Origin of the sequence: Streptomyces sp. NPDC005202 (genome assembly GCF_040608235.1) — a bacterium.
Classification (GTDB): Bacteria; Actinomycetota; Actinomycetes; order Streptomycetales; family Streptomycetaceae; genus Streptomyces.
In genome coordinates, this window is record NZ_JBEXHW010000017.1 from 68,962 (window position 1) to 87,912 (window position 18,951).

The 18,951-nt window shown below is 70.0% G+C and carries 15 protein-coding genes, 1 tRNA gene and 1 riboswitch; of the genes, 14 read left to right on the top strand and 2 right to left on the bottom strand.

The window, feature by feature from the left end; translation table 11 throughout:
• Positions 1-4: 4 nt before the first annotated feature.
• The 10 genes from ABZV31_RS23390 to ABZV31_RS23435 all read left to right on the top strand — a co-directional run bounded on the left by ABZV31_RS23390 (position 5) and on the right by ABZV31_RS23435 (position 11,745).
• Entirely contained in the window at positions 5-1,045 is a 1,041-nt protein-coding gene (locus ABZV31_RS23390) for a nucleoside triphosphate pyrophosphohydrolase (protein ID WP_355897054.1), read from the top strand.
• Complete coding sequence (locus ABZV31_RS23395) at positions 1,042-2,313, top strand: cytochrome P450 (RefSeq protein ID WP_355897057.1); 1,272 nt, start codon at positions 1,042-1,044, stop codon at positions 2,311-2,313. The genes ABZV31_RS23390 and ABZV31_RS23395 overlap by 4 nt, the downstream gene beginning before the upstream one ends.
• A 200-nt stretch (positions 2,314-2,513) precedes the next feature.
• Positions 2,514-3,518: a transglycosylase family protein gene (locus tag ABZV31_RS23400; protein ID WP_355897060.1), complete on the top strand. Its 1,005-nt coding sequence runs from the start codon at positions 2,514-2,516 to the stop codon at positions 3,516-3,518.
• Between the two features lie 182 nt (positions 3,519-3,700).
• Positions 3,701-3,866: riboswitch (cyclic di-AMP (ydaO/yuaA leader) on the top strand.
• A gap of 4 nt (positions 3,867-3,870) precedes the next feature.
• Positions 3,871-4,566: a transglycosylase family protein gene (locus ABZV31_RS23405; RefSeq protein WP_355897063.1), complete on the top strand. Its 696-nt coding sequence runs from the start codon at positions 3,871-3,873 to the stop codon at positions 4,564-4,566.
• A gap of 386 nt (positions 4,567-4,952) precedes the next feature.
• A complete protein-coding gene (gene eno / locus ABZV31_RS23410) occupies positions 4,953-6,239 on the top strand; it encodes a phosphopyruvate hydratase (protein ID WP_355897066.1) in 1,287 nt (428 codons plus the stop codon).
• A 159-nt stretch (positions 6,240-6,398) separates the two neighbouring features.
• Positions 6,399-6,875, top strand: a complete 477-nt coding sequence (locus tag ABZV31_RS23415) for a septum formation initiator family protein (protein WP_355897069.1) — start codon at positions 6,399-6,401, stop codon at positions 6,873-6,875.
• A gap of 25 nt (positions 6,876-6,900) precedes the next feature.
• Positions 6,901-7,461, top strand: coding sequence for a DUF501 domain-containing protein (locus ABZV31_RS23420; protein ID WP_355897071.1), 561 nt, complete (start codon positions 6,901-6,903; stop codon positions 7,459-7,461).
• The gene (locus tag ABZV31_RS23425; RefSeq protein ID WP_355897074.1) at positions 7,458-8,399 is read left to right on the top strand and encodes a Ppx/GppA phosphatase family protein; all 942 of its coding nucleotides are present in this window, start codon (positions 7,458-7,460) and stop codon (positions 8,397-8,399) included. The genes ABZV31_RS23420 and ABZV31_RS23425 overlap by 4 nt, the downstream gene beginning before the upstream one ends.
• 455 nt (positions 8,400-8,854) lie before the next feature.
• Positions 8,855-10,237, top strand: coding sequence for an NAD(P)/FAD-dependent oxidoreductase (locus ABZV31_RS23430; RefSeq protein WP_355897077.1), 1,383 nt, complete (start codon positions 8,855-8,857; stop codon positions 10,235-10,237).
• A 197-nt stretch (positions 10,238-10,434) separates the two neighbouring features.
• On the top strand, positions 10,435-11,745 hold the full coding sequence (locus ABZV31_RS23435; RefSeq protein WP_355897208.1) for a cyclopropane-fatty-acyl-phospholipid synthase family protein: 1,311 nt from the start codon (positions 10,435-10,437) through the stop codon (positions 11,743-11,745).
• Between the two features lie 66 nt (positions 11,746-11,811).
• Here the strand turns inward: ABZV31_RS23435 and ABZV31_RS23440 are convergent, their stop codons facing one another.
• A complete protein-coding gene (locus ABZV31_RS23440; protein WP_355897080.1) occupies positions 11,812-14,340 on the bottom strand; it encodes an FtsX-like permease family protein in 2,529 nt (842 codons plus the stop codon).
• 40 nt (positions 14,341-14,380) lie between these two features.
• On the bottom strand, positions 14,381-15,181 hold the full coding sequence (locus ABZV31_RS23445) for an ABC transporter ATP-binding protein (protein WP_355897083.1): 801 nt from the start codon (positions 15,179-15,181) through the stop codon (positions 14,381-14,383).
• A gap of 391 nt (positions 15,182-15,572) precedes the next feature.
• Here ABZV31_RS23445 and ABZV31_RS23450 point away from each other — a divergent pair.
• From ABZV31_RS23450 to ABZV31_RS23465, 4 genes are all read left to right on the top strand, one after another.
• A tRNA-Leu gene (locus ABZV31_RS23450) sits at positions 15,573-15,655 on the top strand.
• Between the two features lie 241 nt (positions 15,656-15,896).
• Positions 15,897-16,328, top strand: a complete 432-nt coding sequence (locus ABZV31_RS23455) for a hypothetical protein (protein ID WP_355897086.1) — start codon at positions 15,897-15,899, stop codon at positions 16,326-16,328.
• 206 nt (positions 16,329-16,534) lie between these two features.
• Positions 16,535-17,722, top strand: a complete 1,188-nt coding sequence (locus ABZV31_RS23460) for a 4-hydroxybenzoate 3-monooxygenase (protein ID WP_355897088.1) — start codon at positions 16,535-16,537, stop codon at positions 17,720-17,722.
• 189 nt (positions 17,723-17,911) lie between these two features.
• The gene (locus ABZV31_RS23465; protein WP_355897091.1) at positions 17,912-18,838 is read left to right on the top strand and encodes a Bax inhibitor-1/YccA family protein; all 927 of its coding nucleotides are present in this window, start codon (positions 17,912-17,914) and stop codon (positions 18,836-18,838) included.
• Positions 18,839-18,951: the final 113 nt, after the last annotated feature.

The window sequence follows — 18,951 nt, forward strand, 5'->3', positions numbered from 1 at the left end:
GAGCGTGAACACCACCAGCTTCGAAGACGCCCCAGGCCAGGACCGGAACCCGGACGCGACCGACGCCCCCGGCCGCATCGTCCTGCTCACCACCAGCCACCGCGTCGCCCCCGGCCTCATGTCCTGGCCCGCCTGGCAGGCGCTGCGTGCGGCCGACCGGGTGCTGTGCGCGGACGGGGCACACCCGCAGCTGCCGTATCTGCGCGAGGCGGGCATAACCGTGGACGAGGCGGCGCCAAGCGCCGAGGAGCTCCTCGACGCCTGCGCCGGAGGCCGCACGGTCGTGGTCGTGGCGACCGGCGAGGGCGAGCCGGCCCTGACCGACGGCCTGGCCCGCCTCGCCGGCACCGGCCGTGTCCGCATGCCGGAGCTGGAGCTGCTCCCCGCCTCCTACGACCTGCCGGGCGCCCGCCTGCTCGACCTCGTCCAGGTCATGGACCGCATCCGCGCCGAGTGCCCCTGGTCCTCCCGGCAGACCCACAAGGGCCTGGCGAAGTACGGCATCGAGGAGGCGTACGAGCTGGTCGAGGCGATCGAGGACGGCGACCGGGAGGAGCTGCGCGAGGAGCTGGGCGACGTCCTGCTCCAGGTCGTCTTCCACGCCCGCATCGCCGAGGAGGACCCCGAGGCGCCCTTCTCCATCGACGACGTGGCCGGCGGTATCGTCGCCAAGCTGATCCACCGCCATCCGCACGTCTTCGGAGAGGAGACGGCCGCCACCCCCGAGGAGGTCAAGGAGCACTGGCTGCGCACGAAGGCACAGGAGAAGCAGCGCAGCTCCGTGACGGAGGGCATCCCCCTCGGCCAGCCCGGCCTGGCGCTCGCGGCGAAGCTGGCGTCCCGGGTGCGCACGGCGGGCCTCGAGGTGCCCCTGCCGAAGGGTGCGGGCATCGGCTACGAACTGCTCGCCCTGGCGGTGCGTGCCGAGGCGGAGGGCGTCGACCCGGAGGCGGCGCTGCGGGTGGCGGCGCGCGCGTACCGGGACGCGATCAGGGAGACGGAGGGGGAGGCGACGGGCACACGGCCGGATACCGTCGGAGAGTGACCGATCAGCCCACGCCCGACAGCCCCGCCCCCGACCTCTTCACCTGGGAGTTCGCCGCCGACCCGTACCCGGCGTACGCCTGGCTGCGCGAGCACGCCCCCGTGCACCGCACGCGGCTGCCCAGTGGGGTCGAGGCCTGGCTGGTCACGCGGTACGCCGACGCCAAGCAGGCCCTGGCCGACCAGCGGCTGAGCAAGAACCCGGCGCACCACGACGAGCCCGCGCACGCCAAGGGCAAGACCGGTATCCCCGGCGAGCGCAAGGCCGAGCTGATGACGCACCTGCTCAACATCGACCCGCCGGACCACACCCGGCTGCGCCGGCTGGTCAGCAAGGCGTTCACGCCCCGCCGCGTCGCCGAGTTCGCGCCCCGGGTGCAGGAGCTGGCCGACGACCTCATTGACCGGTTCGCGGACCGGGGCACGGCCGACCTCATCCACGAGTTCGCCTTCCCCCTGCCCATCTACGCCATCTGCGACATGCTCGGCGTCCCGCGCGAGGACCAGGACGACTTCCGGGACTGGGCGGGCATGATGATCCGGCACGGGGGAGGGCCGCGCGGCGGTGTCGCGCGGTCGGTGAAGAAGATGCGCGGCTATCTCGCCGACCTGATCCACCGCAAGCGCGCGGCGCTCCCGGCCGAGCCCGGCCCGGCCGAGGACCTCATCTCCGGCCTCATCCGCGCCTCCGACCACGGCGAGCACCTCACCGAGAACGAGGCCGCCGCCATGGCCTTCATCCTCCTCTTCGCCGGCTTCGAGACCACCGTCAACCTCATCGGCAACGGCACGTACGCCCTCCTCACCCACCCCGAGCAGCGGGACCGGCTCCAGAAGTCCCTGGAGAGCGGCGAAAGCGGCCTGCTGGAGACCGGCGTCGAGGAACTCCTGCGCTACGACGGTCCCGTGGAGCTCGCCACCTGGCGGTTCGCCACCCGGCCGCTCACCATCGGCGGGCAGGACATCGCACCCGGCGACCCGGTCCTCGTCGTCCTCGCCGCCGCCGACCGGGATCCGGCGCGGTTCGCCGACCCCGACGTTCTCGACCTCGGCCGACGTGACAACCAGCACCTCGGGTACGGCCACGGCATCCACTACTGCCTCGGCGCCCCGCTCGCCCGGCTGGAGGGCCAGACCGCGCTCGCCACCCTCCTCACCCGGCTCCCCGATCTCCAACTCGACGCCGATCCGGCCGACTTGCGCTGGCGTGGCGGGCTCATCATGCGCGGACTGCGGACACTGCCCGTCCGCTTCACGCCGGTCCGGTAAGTCGGACACGGGGCGAAAAGGGCCCTGCACCGGCCCGCTGACGAGGGCAAAGATGACACACGTTCAACTATGTGATCTTCACGTGATCTGCGCGGCATTAACTTGTGACAAGTGATCGTCACCCGATACGTTCACGCATCAGCGCGGCGCCGAGCAGCATCCGCCGCGCCGGTCACTGCTGTCGCACGAAAGGTTTCCGCATGCTCTCCGGGAACGGTCGTCACCGTCGCCCCCGTCAGGCTCCGGCTCTCCTTGTTGCGGCCGGAGTGACCGGTTCCGCCATCGCCATCCCGCTCCTCGGCGCCACCGGCGCGAGCGCGGCCGACGGCACCACGTGGGACAAGGTGGCCGAGTGCGAGAGCGGCGGCTCCTGGAGCGCCGACAACGGCAACGGCTACTACGGCGGCCTGCAGTTGACCCAGGACGACTGGGAGAAGTACGGCGGCCTCGCCTACGCCCCGAGCGCCGACCAGGCCAGCCGGTCCCAGCAGATAGCGGTCGCCGAGAAGATCCTCGCCGACCGGGGCCCCGGTGCCTGGCCCACCTGCGGGCTGCTCTCCGGTCTCACCAAGGACTCCGGTGAGGCGAACATCGACACCGGCGTGGGGAGCGGCTCGTCCTCGGCTTCCGACTCGTCCGGATCCTCCGACTCGTCCGAGTCGACCGACCATGGTCTGTCCGACTCGTCGACGGGCCCCTCCGGCTCGTCGGTCGAATCCGCTACGAAGCCTTCCTCTTCACCTTCTTCGCCTACCAAGGTGGACAACTCCCCCAAGTCCGACACATCCACTGAATCCGATGCGAGCGACTCGCGGGGCTTCGGCAGCTCACCCACGGCGGCTCCCGAGTTCGGCGACTCGGACAACTCCGGGCAGACCGGCGGCTCTTCGGCCCTGGTCGACACCGGGGCGCTCGGTACCGGCCGCCACCGTGGCGACAGTGCCGCCGAGGATCCGGCCGACAACCGTACGGCCGCCGCCTCTGGTCGTCACGCCTCACGCGGCGACAGCGGTGCACGCGCCACCGTCGACGACTCGTACACCGTCCGCTCCGGCGAATCCCTCGCGTCCATCGCCGACTCCCTTGACCTCCCGGGCGGGTGGCGCGCGCTCTATGCCGCGAACAAGGACGAGATCGGCGCCGACCCGGACCACCTCGTTGCCGGTCAGACCCTTGAAGTTCCTGCCGAAACGGCCCAAAAGTAGCGGGAGTTCACGTCATACTTCGCGCCGAATGTCCGGTGCAATGAAAGTGTGGGATGAGTCTCAGAAGCCCTGATCGTCTTTGAAATTCGGCGGATCGCGTGTCTACGGTCATGACCGCTCGCCATCGCGAGCCCCGGCTGCCGCAACGCCGAATCCTGCCAGCGGCTGCCCGGGAACAGTCGTCGCGTCAAGCGCCGTAGGCAGGAGCGGGGGACCCAAGGTAAGTGCCGCGCCGGGCAGTTGACCGGAGCGGCTGGGGGTGAAGCCGTGCCTCGCAAGGGGCGCGGCCGGGCAACTCAACCGGCCCGAACCCGACAGCTCACCTCGCAGGCGTCGGTGAGGGGATCCATCCATGCTGTTTTCCGGCAAGGGCAAGCACCGTCGTCCGTCCAAGGCAACCCGTGCCATCGCGCTCGCCGGTGTCACCGGTGCCGCCGTCGCCGCCCCGCTGATGGCGGCCGGCAACGCCTCCGCCGCCACCGCTTCCGAGTGGGACGCGGTCGCCCAGTGCGAGTCCGGCGGCAACTGGTCCATCAACACCGGCAACGGCTTCTACGGCGGTCTGCAGTTCACCAACTCCACCTGGGCCGCCTACGGCGGCACCGCCTACGCCCCGCGTGCCGACCTGGCCACCAAGGCGCAGCAGATAGCCATCGCCGAGAAGGTCCTCGCGGGCCAGGGCAAGGGCGCCTGGCCGGTCTGCGGCAAGGGCCTGTCCAGCGCCGCCTACACCGGCAGCACGGGCTCCTCGTCGAGCAACGGCTCCGGCAGCTCCACGAAGAGCAGCACCACCACCCGCTCCACCGAGCAGCAGGCCGCCAACCGCTCCGCGCAGCGTCCGGCCGCCAAGAAGACCGTCACCACCCCGACCGGCAAGAAGGTCAAGAAGGGCGACGGCGAGTACAAGGTGGTCGCGGGCGACACCCTCAGCTCGATCGCCGAGAAGCACCGCGTCCAGGGTGGCTGGCAGAAGCTGTTCGAACTGAACAAGGACATCGTCGAGGACGCCAACCTCATCTACCCGGGCCAGCAGCTGCACCTGAAGTGACAGCCGGTCGGCCAGCTGCACCTGAAGTGACAGCCGGTCGGCCAGCTGCACCTGAAGTGACAGCCGGCCGGTAGCCGAGCCACAGGTCCCTCGTGCGCGTGGCCTCCACAGTGGAGGTCGCACAGTGGAGGTCACGTGGGGCTCGCCGCCCGTCCCCGACGGGCTCCCCGCCCCGGTGCGTGTTCCCCCGTACGCACCGGGGCGGGGCTTTTCTTCTCCCGGTCTTCATCCCGGCTTCTCCAGGCCCCTTTGTTTCGTGTGGAAACAAAGTGTACGGTCACCCTGTCCACGGGACGGTCGGTCGGCTGGCCGATGGCTCCGGGCGGTTAGGCTCTAGTCGCAAGGCACACCAGCCCCGCACTTCCAGCGTCACATCCAAGAAGGAGATGCTCGTGCCGTCCATCGACGTCGTCGTAGCCCGGGAAATCCTGGACTCCCGAGGCAACCCCACGGTCGAGGTCGAGGTCGGCCTCGACGACGGCAGCACGGGTCGTGCCGCCGTCCCGTCCGGCGCTTCCACCGGCGCCTTCGAGGCCATCGAGCTCCGCGACGGCGACCCCAACCGCTACCAGGGCAAGGGCGTCGAGAAGGCCGTCCTGGCCGTCATCGAGCAGATCGGCCCGGAGCTGGTCGGCTACGACGCCACCGAGCAGCGCCTGATCGACCAGGCGATGTTCGACCTGGACGCCACCGACAACAAGGGCTCCCTCGGCGCCAACGCCATCCTCGGCGTCTCCCTCGCCGTCGCCCACGCCGCCTCCGAGGCCAGCGACCTCCCCCTCTTCCGCTACCTGGGCGGCCCGAACGCGCACCTGCTGCCGGTGCCGATGATGAACATCCTCAACGGCGGCTCGCACGCCGACTCCAACGTGGACATCCAGGAGTTCATGATCGCCCCGATCGGCGCGGAGTCCTTCTCCGAGGCGCTGCGCTGGGGTGCCGAGGTCTACCACACCCTGAAGAAGGTCCTGAAGGGCAAGGGCCTGTCCACCGGCCTCGGTGACGAGGGCGGCTTCGCCCCGAACCTCGGCTCCAACCGCGAGGCCCTCGACCTCATCCTGGAGGCCATCAAGGAGGCCGGCTACGCCCCCGGCCAGCAGATCGCCCTCGCCCTCGACGTCGCCGCCTCCGAGTTCTACAAGGACGGCAAGTACCTCTTCGAGGGCAAGGAGCGCTCCGCCGCGGAGATGACGGAGTACTACGAGGAGCTCGTCGCCGCCTACCCGCTGGTCTCCATCGAGGACCCGCTGTTCGAGGACGACTGGGCCGGCTGGAAGGTCATCACCGACAAGCTCGGCGACAAGGTCCAGCTGGTCGGCGACGACCTGTTCGTCACCAACCCGGAGCGCCTGGCCCGCGGCATCGAGGAGGGCGCCGCCAACGCCCTGCTGGTCAAGGTCAACCAGATCGGCTCCCTGACCGAGACCCTGGACGCCGTCGAGCTGGCCCAGCGCAACGGCTTCAAGTGCATGATGTCCCACCGCTCCGGCGAGACCGAGGACGTCACCATCGCCGACCTGGCCGTCGCCACCAACTGCGGCCAGATCAAGACCGGCGCCCCGGCCCGTTCCGAGCGCGTCGCCAAGTACAACCAGCTGCTGCGCATCGAGGAGATCCTCGACGACGCCGCGGTGTACGCCGGCCGCTCGGCCTTCCCGCGCTTCAAGGGCTGAGCCTTCCCGCAGTTCCGCTCAGCGGACCAGCGGGCACAGCAAGGGCTGGGCCGCAAAGGGTCAAGGCTCAGCCAGTCGTACGTACGTCCCCGTACTCGGTCCCGTACCGTGTTCGGGGACGTACGCACGTGTGAAAGTGGACGAACGGGAGGCGGGACGATGGCCGTGAAGGACCGGGACCGGTTCTCCACCACGACCAGGCTCAGGCTGCTCGGCGAGCAGACCGCGGCCCGCGTCTACCGCTCCCAGACCCGGCGGCAGGCCCGCCGCTCCCGGCTGACCGGGCGCGCGGCGCTGCTCGCGCTCGTCGTGTGCTCGCTGGTGGTCGCCCTGGCGTACCCGATGCGGCAGTACGTCTCCCAGCGCGCCGAGATCGCCGACCTGCAGCGGCAGAAGCAGCAGGCCAAGGAGCGGGTGGAGCAGCTGCGCGACCTCAAGGCACGCTGGCAGGACGACGCGTACGCGGAGCAGCAGATCCGGCAGCGGCTGCACTACGTGATGCCCGGTGAGACCGGTTACGTCGTGATCGACCCGGGCGCGGCCAAGCGGTCGCGCCTCGACCTGGTGGCGGCCCGCCGTCCCTGGTACTGGAACGTCTGGGACGGGGTCGACAAGTCCGATGCCTCCGCCCAGTGAACCGACAGAGAGACTTTCGTAAGGCATGGAAACCCCCCCGCCGCCGACCCCCCGCACCGAACCCACCGAGGCGGACGTCGAGGCCTTCAAGCAGCAGCTCGGGCGGCCGCCGCGCGGGCTGCGCGCGATCGCGCACCGGTGCCCCTGCGGCCAGCCGGACGTTGTCGAGACGGCCCCACGGCTGCCCGACGGCACGCCCTTCCCGACGCTGTACTACCTGACGTGCCCGCGCGCCGCGAGCGCGATCGGCACGCTCGAGGCCAACGGCGTGATGAAGGAGATGACGGAGCGGCTGGCGTCCGACCCGGAGCTCGCGGCCGCGTACCGCGCCGCGCACGAGGACTATATCCGGCGCCGGGACGAGATCGAGGAGCTGAAGGGCTTCCCGAGCGCGGGCGGCATGCCGGACCGGGTCAAGTGCCTGCACGTCCTGGTCGCCCACTCGCTGGCCGCCGGGCCGGGGGTGAACCCCCTCGGCGACGAGGCGCTCGCGATGCTGCCGGAGTGGTGGCGGAAGGGCCCGTGCGTGACGGTCCCGGAGCAGGACGCCGACACCGACGAAGCCTCCAGGGAGGGCCAGAAGTGACCCGCGTCGCCGCCATCGACTGCGGTACGAATTCCATCCGTCTGCTCGTCGCCGACGCGAACCCGAAGACGGGCGAACTCGTCGACCTCGACCGGCGCATGACCATCGTGCGGCTCGGGCAGGGCGTCGACCGCACCGGGCGGCTCGCTCCCGAGGCGCTGGAGCGGACCTTCGCGGCCTGCCGCGAGTACGCCGGGATCATCAAGGAGCACGGCGCCGAGCGGCTGCGCTTCGTCGCCACCTCCGCCTCCCGGGACGCCGAGAACCGGGACGAGTTCGTGCGCGGGGTGCTGGACATCCTCGGCGTGGAGCCCGAGGTGATCTCCGGCGACCAGGAGGCGGAGTTCTCCTTCACCGGGGCGACGAAGGAGCTGGCGGGACGTGCAGACCTCGCCAGGCCCTTCCTGGTCGTGGACATCGGCGGCGGTTCGACCGAGTTCGTCGTCGGCGACGACCATGTGCGCGCGGCGCGCTCCGTCGACATCGGCTGCGTCCGTATGACCGAGCGTCACCTCGTCCGGGACGGGGTCGTCACCGACCCGCCCACCGAGGAGCAGATCGCCGCGATAAGGGCCGACGTCGAGGCCGCCCTGGACCTCGCCGAGGAGACGGTGCCGCTGCGCGAGGCGCGCACGCTGGTGGGCCTGGCCGGGTCGGTGACGACCGTGTCGGCGATCGCGCAGGACCTGCCCGAGTACGACTCCGCCGCCATCCACCACTCCCGCATCTCCCACGACCGGGTCCACGAGATCACCGAGCGGCTGCTGCACGCCACGCACGCCGAGCGTGCGGCGATCGGCGCCATGCACCCGGGCCGCGTCGACGTGATCGGCGCGGGTGCCCTGATCCTGCTGGCGATCATGGAGCGGATCGGCGCGGAGGAGGTCGTCGTCAGCGAGCACGACATCCTCGACGGCATCGCGTGGTCGGTGGCGTAGGTCTCCCGGGACCGGTGGTGTGGGTCTCGTTTGCTACCGATCAGTAGCCTACGGCTGAGCAGGTCGGATAACGTATGAGCGGGTTCGGGGGCCCTGATGTGCCCCTCGGCGACACCCCGTCGGAAAACTTCGTGAAGTTCTTCACAAGGAATTCGGGCCTGCGGGAGCGTGAAGAGGGCCTGATGGGCCCTTCCGGGGGCTCAGCAGGCGTGAAAGCCTCCTCGGGAGTGCGTTGGGCAGGGCCTCCGCAAGGGTGGGGCGGAGGGTCGGCACAGGGCCTCTCCTGACCCGGAGGGGCAGCTCACGCGGCATTGGCAACGGCCCGCGCCACCCGGCGGTTCCCTTCCGCCGCCATGACCTCCGTCAGGCGGGCCGCGGAGTTTAGCACAGGCCCTGCCCAAGCTTGTGAAGGGGCGCACGAGCTACCCCCCTGGGGCGGGTGGATACTCAATGCCATGAGCACCACGGAGCGTCCCAGGATCCTCGTAGTAGGCGGTGGGTACGTAGGCCTGTACGCAGCTCGGCGCATCCTGAAGAAGATGCGCTACGGCGAGGCGACCGTCACGGTCGTCGACCCCCGGTCGTACATGACCTACCAGCCCTTCCTCCCCGAAGCCGCCGCCGGCAGCATCTCCCCGCGTCACGTCGTCGTCCCGCTGCGACGCGTGCTCCCGAAGGCGGAGGTCCTCACCGGCCGGGTCACCACCATCGACCAGGACCGCAAGGTCGCCACGGTCGCCCCGCTGGTCGGCGAGGCATACGAACTGCCCTTCGACTACCTGGTCATCGCGATGGGCGCGGTCTCCCGTACCTTCCCGATCCCCGGCCTCGCCGAGCAGGGCATCGGCATGAAGAGCATCGAGGAGGCCATCGGCCTGCGCAACCACGTCCTCGAGCAGCTCGACAAGGCCGACTCCACCACCGACGAGGACATCCGCCGCAAGGCGCTCACCTTCGTCTTCGTCGGCGGCGGCTTCGCCGGTGCGGAGACCATCGGCGAGGTCGAGGACATGGCCCGGGACGCGGCCAAGTACTACAAGAACGTGTCCCGCGAGGACATGCGCTTCATCCTCGTCGACGCCGCCGACAAGATCCTCCCCGAGGTCGGTCCCAAGCTCGGCAAGTACGGCAAGGAGCACCTCGAGGGCCGCGGCGTCGAGGTCTACCTCTCCACCTCCATGGAGTCCTGCGTCGACGGCCACGTGGTGCTCAAGAACGGGCTCGAGGTCGACTCCAACACGATCGTGTGGACGGCCGGCGTCAAGCCGAACCCGGCGCTGTCCCGCTTCGGCCTGCCGCTCGGCCCCCGCGGCCACATCGACTGCGAGCCGACGCTCCAGGTCAAGGGCACGGACTACATCTGGGCCGCCGGTGACAACGCCCAGGTGCCCGACCTCGCCGCCCGCAAGGCCGGCGTGGAGAACGCCTGGTGCCCGCCGAACGCCCAGCACGCGCTGCGCCAGGCCAAGGTCCTCGGTGACAACGTGATCTCCGGCATGCGGGGCTTCCCGCAGAAGGAGTACAGCCACGCCAACAAGGGCGCGGTGGCGGGCCTCGGCCTGCACAAGGGCGTGGCGATGATCGTCATGGGGAAGATGAAGATCAAGCTCAAGGGCCGCCTGGCCTGGTACATGCACCGCGGCTACCACGGTCTGGCCATGCCGACCTGGAACCGCAAGATCCGCGTCTTCGCCGACTGGACCCTCGGCATGTTCCTCAAGCGCGAGGTCGTGTCGCTGGGCGCCATGGAGAACCCCCGTGAGGAGTTCTACGAGGCCGCCAAGCCGACGCCGGTCGCCGCCGCCCCGAAGACCGAGGAGCGGGCCAAGGCCTCCTGACCTCCGGTCACCGAACCAACCGAAGGACCTCCTGCCATCCGTGGTGCGGGAGGTCCTTCGGCGTTTCCGGCGCAATATACGTGGTGGCTACATCTGATTTGCCCAGCCGTAACTCCATTGCGGGACTGCGCTTAGGGCACGCTGGTGTTTACGTGGTGGAGGACGTTCCGGGGTTCGTCGTCACGGAGGTGTGCGCCATGGCCGAAGCCGCGCTGCGGCTCAAGAGTCTGCTCGAACAGTTGCTGGGGGCGCCGCTCCCGGTGCGCATCCGCGCCTGGGACGGTTCACAGGCGGGGCCGCCCGACGCGCCGATGCTGGTCGCATGCAATCGCCGCGCCCTGCGCCGGCTGCTGTGGAAGCCGGGCGAACTGGGCCTGGCCCGCGCCTGGGTCGCCGGTGACCTCGGTGTCGAGGGAGATCTGTACACCGCCCTCGCCCTGATGTCGGGGCTGATCTGGGAGCGCGGGGAGGACGCCCGCAGCCTCACCGAGGCGCTGCGCGACCCGGAGGTCCGGGCCGCCGTCCGTGGTCTCGTGAAGCTCGCCGGCCTCCCGCTGCCACCCGCGCCGCCCCGCGAGGAGGTCCGCCGGCGCCGCGGCCACCTCCACACCAAGCGCACCGACAGACGCGCCATCAGCCACCACTACGACGTCGGCAACGACTTCTACGAACTCGTCCTCGGCCCCTCCATGGTGTACTCCTGCGCCTACTGGCCGGCCCCGGAACCCGACGCCACGCTCGAAGAGGCCCAGCGCGACAAGCTCGAACTCATCTGCCTCAAACTGGGCTTGAAGCCCGGTCGGCGGCTCCTCGACGTCGGCTGCGGCTGGGGCTCCATGGCGATCCACGCGGCCCGCGAGCACGGTGTGAGCGTCGTCGGCGTCACCCTGTCCCAGGAGCAGGCGGCGTACGCCCGCAAGCGCGTCGCCGACGAGGGGCTCACCGACAAGGTGGAGATCCGCGTCCAGGACTACCGGGACATCGTCGACGGCCCCTTCGACGCCATCTCCTCCATCGGCATGGCCGAACACGTCGGCGCCGCCCGCTACCTGGAGTACGCGAGCGTTCTGCAGGCCCTGCTCAAGCCGGGTGGACGGCTCCTCAACCACCAGATCGCCCGCCGCCCGCAACGGGACGAGTCGACGTACCACGTGGACGAGTTCATCGACGCCTACGTCTTCCCGGACGGCGAGCTCGCCCCCATCGGCAGCACGGTCACCCAGCTGGAACGCGCCGGGTTCGAGGTGCGCGACGTGGAGTCGATCCGCGAGCACTACGCGCTCACCCTGCGCTGCTGGGTCGCCAACCTGGAGGCGAACTGGGCCCGCGCGGTGGAGCTCACCAGCCCCGGCCGCGCCCGCGTCTGGCGCCTGTACATGGCGGCCTCCGCGCTCGCCTTCGAGCGCAACCGCATCGGCGTCAACCAGGTGCTCGCCGTGAAGACCCCCGAATCCGGTGACTCCGGTATGCCGTTGCGTTCCCGTACATGGGGGACGGGACAGCCGTAGACAGCCGTGGCGCGTACGGCGAAGGGCCCCGTTCCGCACCGGAACGGGGCCCCGACGCTCGTACCGTCACTCCGCCTTGATCGCCTGCAGCATGTTCAGCCGCGCCGCCCGCCGGGCCGGCCACAGCGCCGCCAGGACGCCGACCGTCGCGGCCAGCAGCAGGAAGGCGGCCATCCTCGCCCAGGGCAGGACCAGTTCGTACGTCGCCATCTTCGTACCGAGCAGCTCACCGGCCGCCCAGCCGAAGAACACGCCCAGGCCGATGCCGAGCACGCCGCCGAAGAGGGAGATCACCAGGGACTCCAGGCGGACCATCCGCTTGATGCCCTTGCGGTCCAGGCCGATCGCGCGGAGCATGCCGATCTCCTGGGAGCGTTCGAAGACCGACATCGCCAGGGTGTTGATGACGCCGAGGACCGCCACGATCACCGCCATGGCCAGCAGGCCGTAGAGCATGTTCAGTATCAACGTGAACATCCGCGCGATGTCGTTGGAGATGTCCTTCTTGTCCTGGACCTTGATCGCCGGGTTGGAGCCTAGGGCCTTCACCAGCCGGTCCTTGGTCGCGCCGGAGGCGCCGTCGGCCGTCTTGACCATGACCTGCATGTCGGTCGGGTCCGACTGGTGCGGGGAGAGGACCGCGTTGTCGAGCATGATGCCGCGGATCATGTCGTTGCCCTCGTAGACCCCGGCGACCGTGAGGCGCTGCTTCCCGCCGTCCTCGAAGGCGACCGTGAAGCTCGAACCGGCCTTCCAGCCGTACGACTTGGCGGTGTTGTCGTCGACGACGACCTGCGTGCCGCCGACCGTGAAAGAGCCCTCGTCGACCTTGAGGTCGGTCAGCTTGCCGATCGCGCTGCCGGTGACGCCGGTCAGGTACTCGGTCTGGCCCTCGATGCGGGAGGGCGCGTTGCGCAGCGGGCTGGTGGCCGTCACGCCGTCGGTGGCCCTCAGCTTCTTGTCGACGTCCGGGGAGAGGGAGTTGCCGTTCGCCATCGACACCACGTAGTCCGCCCGGATCGCGGACGACGCCATCTTGTCGATCGACTTCTGCAGGCTGCCCGCCATCACCGTCATGCCGGTGATGAGGGTCAGGCCGATCATCAGCGCGGACGCGGTGGCCGCCGTACGGCGCGGGTTGCGCACCGAGTTCTGCCGGGCCAGCTTGCCCGAGACGCCGAAGGCGCGCATGAGGGGGGCCGCGGCCGCGATCATCGGGCGGGACAGCAGCGGGGTCAGGATGAACACGCCGATGATCAGCAGCACCGCGCCGAAGCCCATGGGGGCCTGGCCGTCCGTGCCGTTCATCGACGTGGCCGCCAGGACCACCGCGACGCCCGCGGCCGAGAACAGGGCGCCGATCGTGTTGCGCAGCACCAGTGACTTGGTGGTCGCCTTCGCGTGCACGCTGCTCATCGCCGCGACCGGCGGGATCTTCGCGGCCCGGCGGCCCGGGAGCCAGGCGGCCAGCATGGTCACCAGGATGCCGACCGCGAGGGCGGCGCCGACCGTTGCGGGCGTGATGACCAGCGGCCCGTCGGGGACGGTCGCACCCAGCGAGCCCATGAGCGAGCGCAGCCCGGCGCCGATCCCGATGCCGGCGACCAGACCGGTCACGGCGGCCACCGCACCCACCACGAACGCCTCGATCAGCACGGACCGGGTGACCTGGCGGCGGGAGGCGCCGACCGCGCGCAGCAGCGCGAGCTCCTTGGTGCGCTGGGCGACCAGCATGGTGAAGGTGTTGGCGATGATGAAGGTGCCCACGAACAGCGCGATGCCGGCGAAGACCAGCAGGCCCTGGCGCAGGCCGCTCATCGACGACGAGATCATCTGCGCCTGGTCGTCGGCGAGTTGCTGCCCGGTGGTGGTCTCCGTCTTCCCCTTGGGCAGCGCCCGATCCAGCTGCGCCTTGAGCGCCGACTGGCTGGTGCCCGCCTTCGCCTTCACGTCGATCTCGTCGTACGTGCCCGGCTTGCCGAACAGCTGCTGGGCGGTCGCCGTGTCGAAGAGGGCGAGGCTGCCGCCGGCGGCGACGTTGCCGTCGTCGGTGGTGAAGATGCCGGTGATCCTCGGTGTCAGGACGGGGCCGTCGACCGAGATGCGCACGGTGTCGCCGACCTCGTAGCCGGCCCGCCTGGCGGTCTCGGAGTCGATGAGCACCTCGTCCTTGCCGTGCGGTGCGGTGCCGGACTTCAGCGGGTAGCGGGGGTCCTTGGCGCCCCAGTAGTTGCCGCCCTCCGACCGGAATCCGCCGCCAATCAGCTTGCCGTCCTTGTCGGCGATCGCGGTGAAGCCGTTGACGACGCCGATGGCGGAGGCGGCCCCCGGCACGTGAGCGCTCTTTTCCAGCAGCGCCCCGGTCAGTTCGGGGGTCCTGCCGATCCGGTCGCCCTTGTCCTCCTGGGCCTTGGCCTGCACGGCCACGTCGACCTGGTCGAAGCCCTTGGCGGAGCTCTTCTGGTACGCGTCGGAGATGGTGTTGGTGAAGACCAGGGTCCCCGACACGAACGCGACGCCGAGCATCACGGCGAGCACGGTCATGAGGAGCCGGGCCTTGTGCGCGAATACGTTGCGCAAGGCAGTGCGGAACATGGGTTTTCTCAGTCCAGGGGTACGAGGGTGGACGGGGACGTCAGCTGGTACGGCCCTTGGCGTCGAACTCGGGGGTCTGGGGGTTTCCCCCAGGAAGATGCCGCATGCGGTCCAGGACCGACTCCGCCGTCGGCCCGTACACCTCGTCGACGATCCGGCCGTCCGCGAGGAACACCACACGGTCCGCGTACGCCGCCGCCACCGGGTCGTGGGTCACCATCACCACCGTCTGGCCCAGCTCCCGTACGGAGTTGCGCAGGAAGCCGAGCACCTCTGCGCCCGAGCGCGAGTCGAGGTTTCCGGTGGGCTCGTCACCGAAGATGATGTCGGGCCTGGAGGCCAGCGCCCGGGCGACGGCGACGCGCTGCTGCTGACCGCCGGACAGCTGGGAGGGGCGGTGGCTGAGCCGGTCGGCGAGCCCGACCATCCGGATCACGGAGTCCAGCCACTGTTTGTCCGGCTTGCGGCCGGCGATGTCCATCGGAAGGGTGATGTTCTCCAGGGCCGTCAGCGTCGGCAGCAGGTTGAACGCCTGGAAGATGAAGCCGATCTTGTCCCGGCGCAGCTTGGTGAGCTGCTTGTCCTTCAGGGAGCCCAGCTCGGTGTCGCCGATGCGTACGGAACCGGAGGAGAAGGTGTCCAGGCCGGCCACGCAGTGCATCAGCGTGGACTTGCCGGACCCGGACGGGCCCATGATCGCGGTGAACTCCGCCTGCCGGAAGTCGATGGAGACCCGGTCGAGGGCGACCACCTGGGTCTCGCCCTGTCCGTAGATTTTCGACAGATCCGTGGCGCGCGCGGCCACGGCGGTGGTCCGGCCGGCGGTGGGTGCGGTGGTCACGGGTGGGTGCTCCTGACGGGACGACGACGGTTCGTGAAGACTCCATCCATCGTGGTCGCCGATCGTGCCCGTGTAGTCAGCCGCTGTTCCGGTTCCGGGGAGCGACTCGGGTCGGACCGCACCCGTCCGTGTCATACCTGGGGATGACGGCCGTCCCTGAGAAGAGGGCATCGAGAACAGGTGGAGCCCCCTCGTTCGGACGGTGAAATTCCGTCATTTCGCATGCGCGGTCGCCTGCCTCGCGCAAGGGTATTGGCAAGTGCGGATGGCCTGTTCCGAGTACTGATGCACCCTCAGACGTCAATAAAATAAGACAACATCGGTCCGCCCGTCCGCTGTTCGGGGGATGCGTCCCGATAGGCTCGGAACCTCGATGCGGAGTCCATGGCCTGCCCGGATGGTGGAATGCAGACACGGCGAGCTTAAACCTCGCTGCCCCTTGCGGGCGTACCGGTTCAAGTCCGGTTCCGGGCACCTCCGACTGCGCGGCGCCTCCGTCCCCATCGGCGGCGCTCGCGTGCTTCACCCCCTGTCTTCACCCTTCGAAAAGTCGTGCCCCCGCGCGCCGTCAGCCTTCGTAGACGGTCAGTACGGCGCCGTCGACCTCGATCCGGCGTGCCGCCCGCATGCCGTTGCTGCGCAACGTCTGGCGCACCACACGCAGGCCAAGGACTCGTTCACCATCCGCCAGTTCGGCACGGTGAACGCCGCCGCCGTGCGCAATCAGGCCAACGCCGTCTCCGCCGGCTGCTCGGCCGACGACGACTGCCGTTCCGTGGCGGTGTCCTTCCGGATCGTCACGATCGCGGGGGAGGGCACGCACCTGAACGCGGTGAACCTCAGCGACGCCGCGAACAAGAAGTGCACGGGCTGTCAGGCCCTCGCCGGGGCCTACCAGTTCGTCGTGTCCACGCCCACGCCGTTCACTCTCGACGACACCGCCCAGGGGCAACTCGCCGACATTCACCGCCGACTGGACGCGCTGACCCGGTTCTCACTCCCCGCCGCCGACCTGAAGTCGCAGGTCGACGGCCTCGCCACCGAGGTCACCGGTGTCCTCCACGACGCGGTCGCGCACGCCCCGAACGGCGATGCGCAGCCCGCCGTGACCCTGCACCGCCACCTGGACGGCTGGCCGGGCCGCTGACCGCGGCGTACGCCGCTCCCCGGGCCGACCGCCGTGTCCGCGACCTGATCGCGCGGACACGGCGGTCGGTCGCGTGCGGCCACGGACACCATTGACATCGGGGTGAGCTCGGTCGGAAACTCAGGCAGGGAACCTAGTGAAGAGAAGTTCACTAGGCGAACGCACCCCGCACCCCGGCAACAACGCCCACCCGAAGGGAACGACCGATGCGCACCACCGTCGGCATCATCGGAGCCGGCCCCGCCGGCCTGCTCCTCGCCCGGCTGCTCCACAACGCCGGGATCGACTCGGTCGTCCTGGAGAGCCGCGACCGTGCCTACGTCGAGCAGCGGCAGCGGGCCGGGATCCTGGAGCAGGGGACCGTGGACGTGCTGCGTGCGGCGGGAGCCGGGGAGCGGATGGACCGGGAGGGGCTGCGGCACGACGGGATCGAGCTGCGGTTCGCGAAGACCCGTCACCGTGTCGACTTCCCCTCCCTCACCGGCGGCCGGTCCGTGATGGTTTACGCCCAGACGGAGGTCTGCAAGGACCTCATCGCCCTTCAGCTCGAGGAGGGCGGACCGCTGCTGTTCCAGGCCGAGGCGCTGGCCGTCGAGGGAGCGGAGAGCGACCGCCCGCGCGTGCGGTTCCGGTACGCGGGCGAGGGGGACGTGCTGGAGTGCGAGTACGTCGTCGGGTGCGACGGGTTCTGGGGGGTGTCGCGGAAGGCGGTCCCCGCCTCGCTCGCCCGGGTCTTCGAGCGCACGTACCCGTTCGGCTGGCTCGGCATCCTCGCCGACGTAGCCCCCTCCCACGACGAACTCGTCTATGCCCGCCACGACCGCGGCTTCGCCCTGCTGTCCATGCGCTCCCCGTCCGTCTCCCGCCTCTACCTCCAGGTGCCCGCGGACACCGATGCGGAGACATGGGCCGACGAGGAAATCTGGGACGAACTGGAGCGGCGGTTCGAGACCGCCGACGGCTGGAAGCTCGAGCGCGGGCCCATCACGCAGAAATCCGTGACGCCGATGCGCAGCTACGTCCACGAGCCCATGCGTCACGGCCGTCTCTTCCTCGCCGGCGACGCCGCGCACATCGTGCCGCCGACCGGGGCCAAGGGGCTGAATCTCGCCGTCGGCGACGTCGTCACCTTCGCGCGGGCGCTGACGTACGAGAGGGAGACGGGGTCCGCCGAGCTCCTCGACGCCTACTCGGCGACTTGTTTGCGCCGGATCTGGCAGGCCGAGCGGTTCAGCTATGACATGACGACGATGCTGCACCGGGCCCCCGACGCCACCCCTTTCGAGGACCGCCTGCACCTGGCCCGCCTGGAGCGGATCACCTCCTGCCGCGCCGCCGAGACCGACCTCGCCGAGGCCTACACCGGGTTCCCCCTCGACAGACGGGCCCGGTGATCTCCGGCCGATTCCGGACGTGTCGCAGGTTGGTCATGAATGAGGCCGTCCGTGGCCGGGAATCACCCGCCCGCGTAGCGTGTTCCGCAGCAGGACGAGGGAAAGATCCTTCCCAGGTATTAGGGTCGACCCTTTACCTTTCCATTACTCTTGAGCCAAGGTCATGCAGTGTGGCCATGGAGGAGTGAGATGAGGAGCAGAAACCCGGTCTTCTCGCGACGGGGGTTCAGCCGCGACAACGGCTACGCGGGCTTCAACACCGCGCCGCAGGCCGGGGGCCCCGCTGTCGGCACGCAGGGCAATCCGTACGCTCAGGGCAACCCGTATGCCCAGCCGAGCGGTAACCCTTACGCGCAGAACCCTTACGCTCAGAATCCCTACGCCCAGCAGGACCTGCAGTACGGCGCGCCGCCGCAGGCCCCGGCCACCACCGGCCGGATGACGATGGACGACGTCGTCATGCGCACGGCGTCCACGCTCGGCGTCCTGATCGTCACGGCCGCGCTCGCCTGGGCGCTGCTGCCGGTCGACGACGCCCACATCAGCCGGTCGTACGGCATCGGGATCGGCGCCGCGCTGGTCGGCATGGTCCTGGCGTTCGTGCAGTCCTTCAAGCGTCGGCCCTCGCCCGCGCTGATCCTGACGTACGCGGCGTTCGAGGGCGTCTTCCTCGGCGTCGTCTCCAGCGTCGTCGACAACCGCATCGCCAGCGGCGCGGCCATGCAGGCCGTGATCGGCACGATGGCGGTCTTCGCCGGTGTGCTGGTGGCGTACAAGGCGGGCTGGATCCGCGTCAACCGCCGGTTCTACGGCTTCGTGATGGCGGCCGCGCTCGGCTTCGTGCTGCTGATGGTGGTGAACCTGCTGTTCGCGGTGTTCGGCGGCGGTGACGGCCTCGGCTTCCGCAGCGGCGGCCTCGGCATCTTCTTCGGCGTCATCGGCATCATCCTCGGTGCCTGCTTCCTCGCCCTGGACTTCAAGCAGGTCGAGGACGGCATCGCCTACGGCGCCCCGCGCGAGGAGGCCTGGCTGGCGGCCTTCGGCCTCACGCTGACGCTGGTGTGGATCTACTTGGAGTTCCTGCGGATCATCGCGATCCTCAACCAGAACGACTAACGGCCGGACATGCGCCGGTCCGCCGGACGGCGGCCGAACGCAAGGGCCCCGGGGTCTCCCCGGGGCCCTTCGCCGTGTCGGCTCGTCGTGTCGGCGCCCGGATCCGGCGCCGT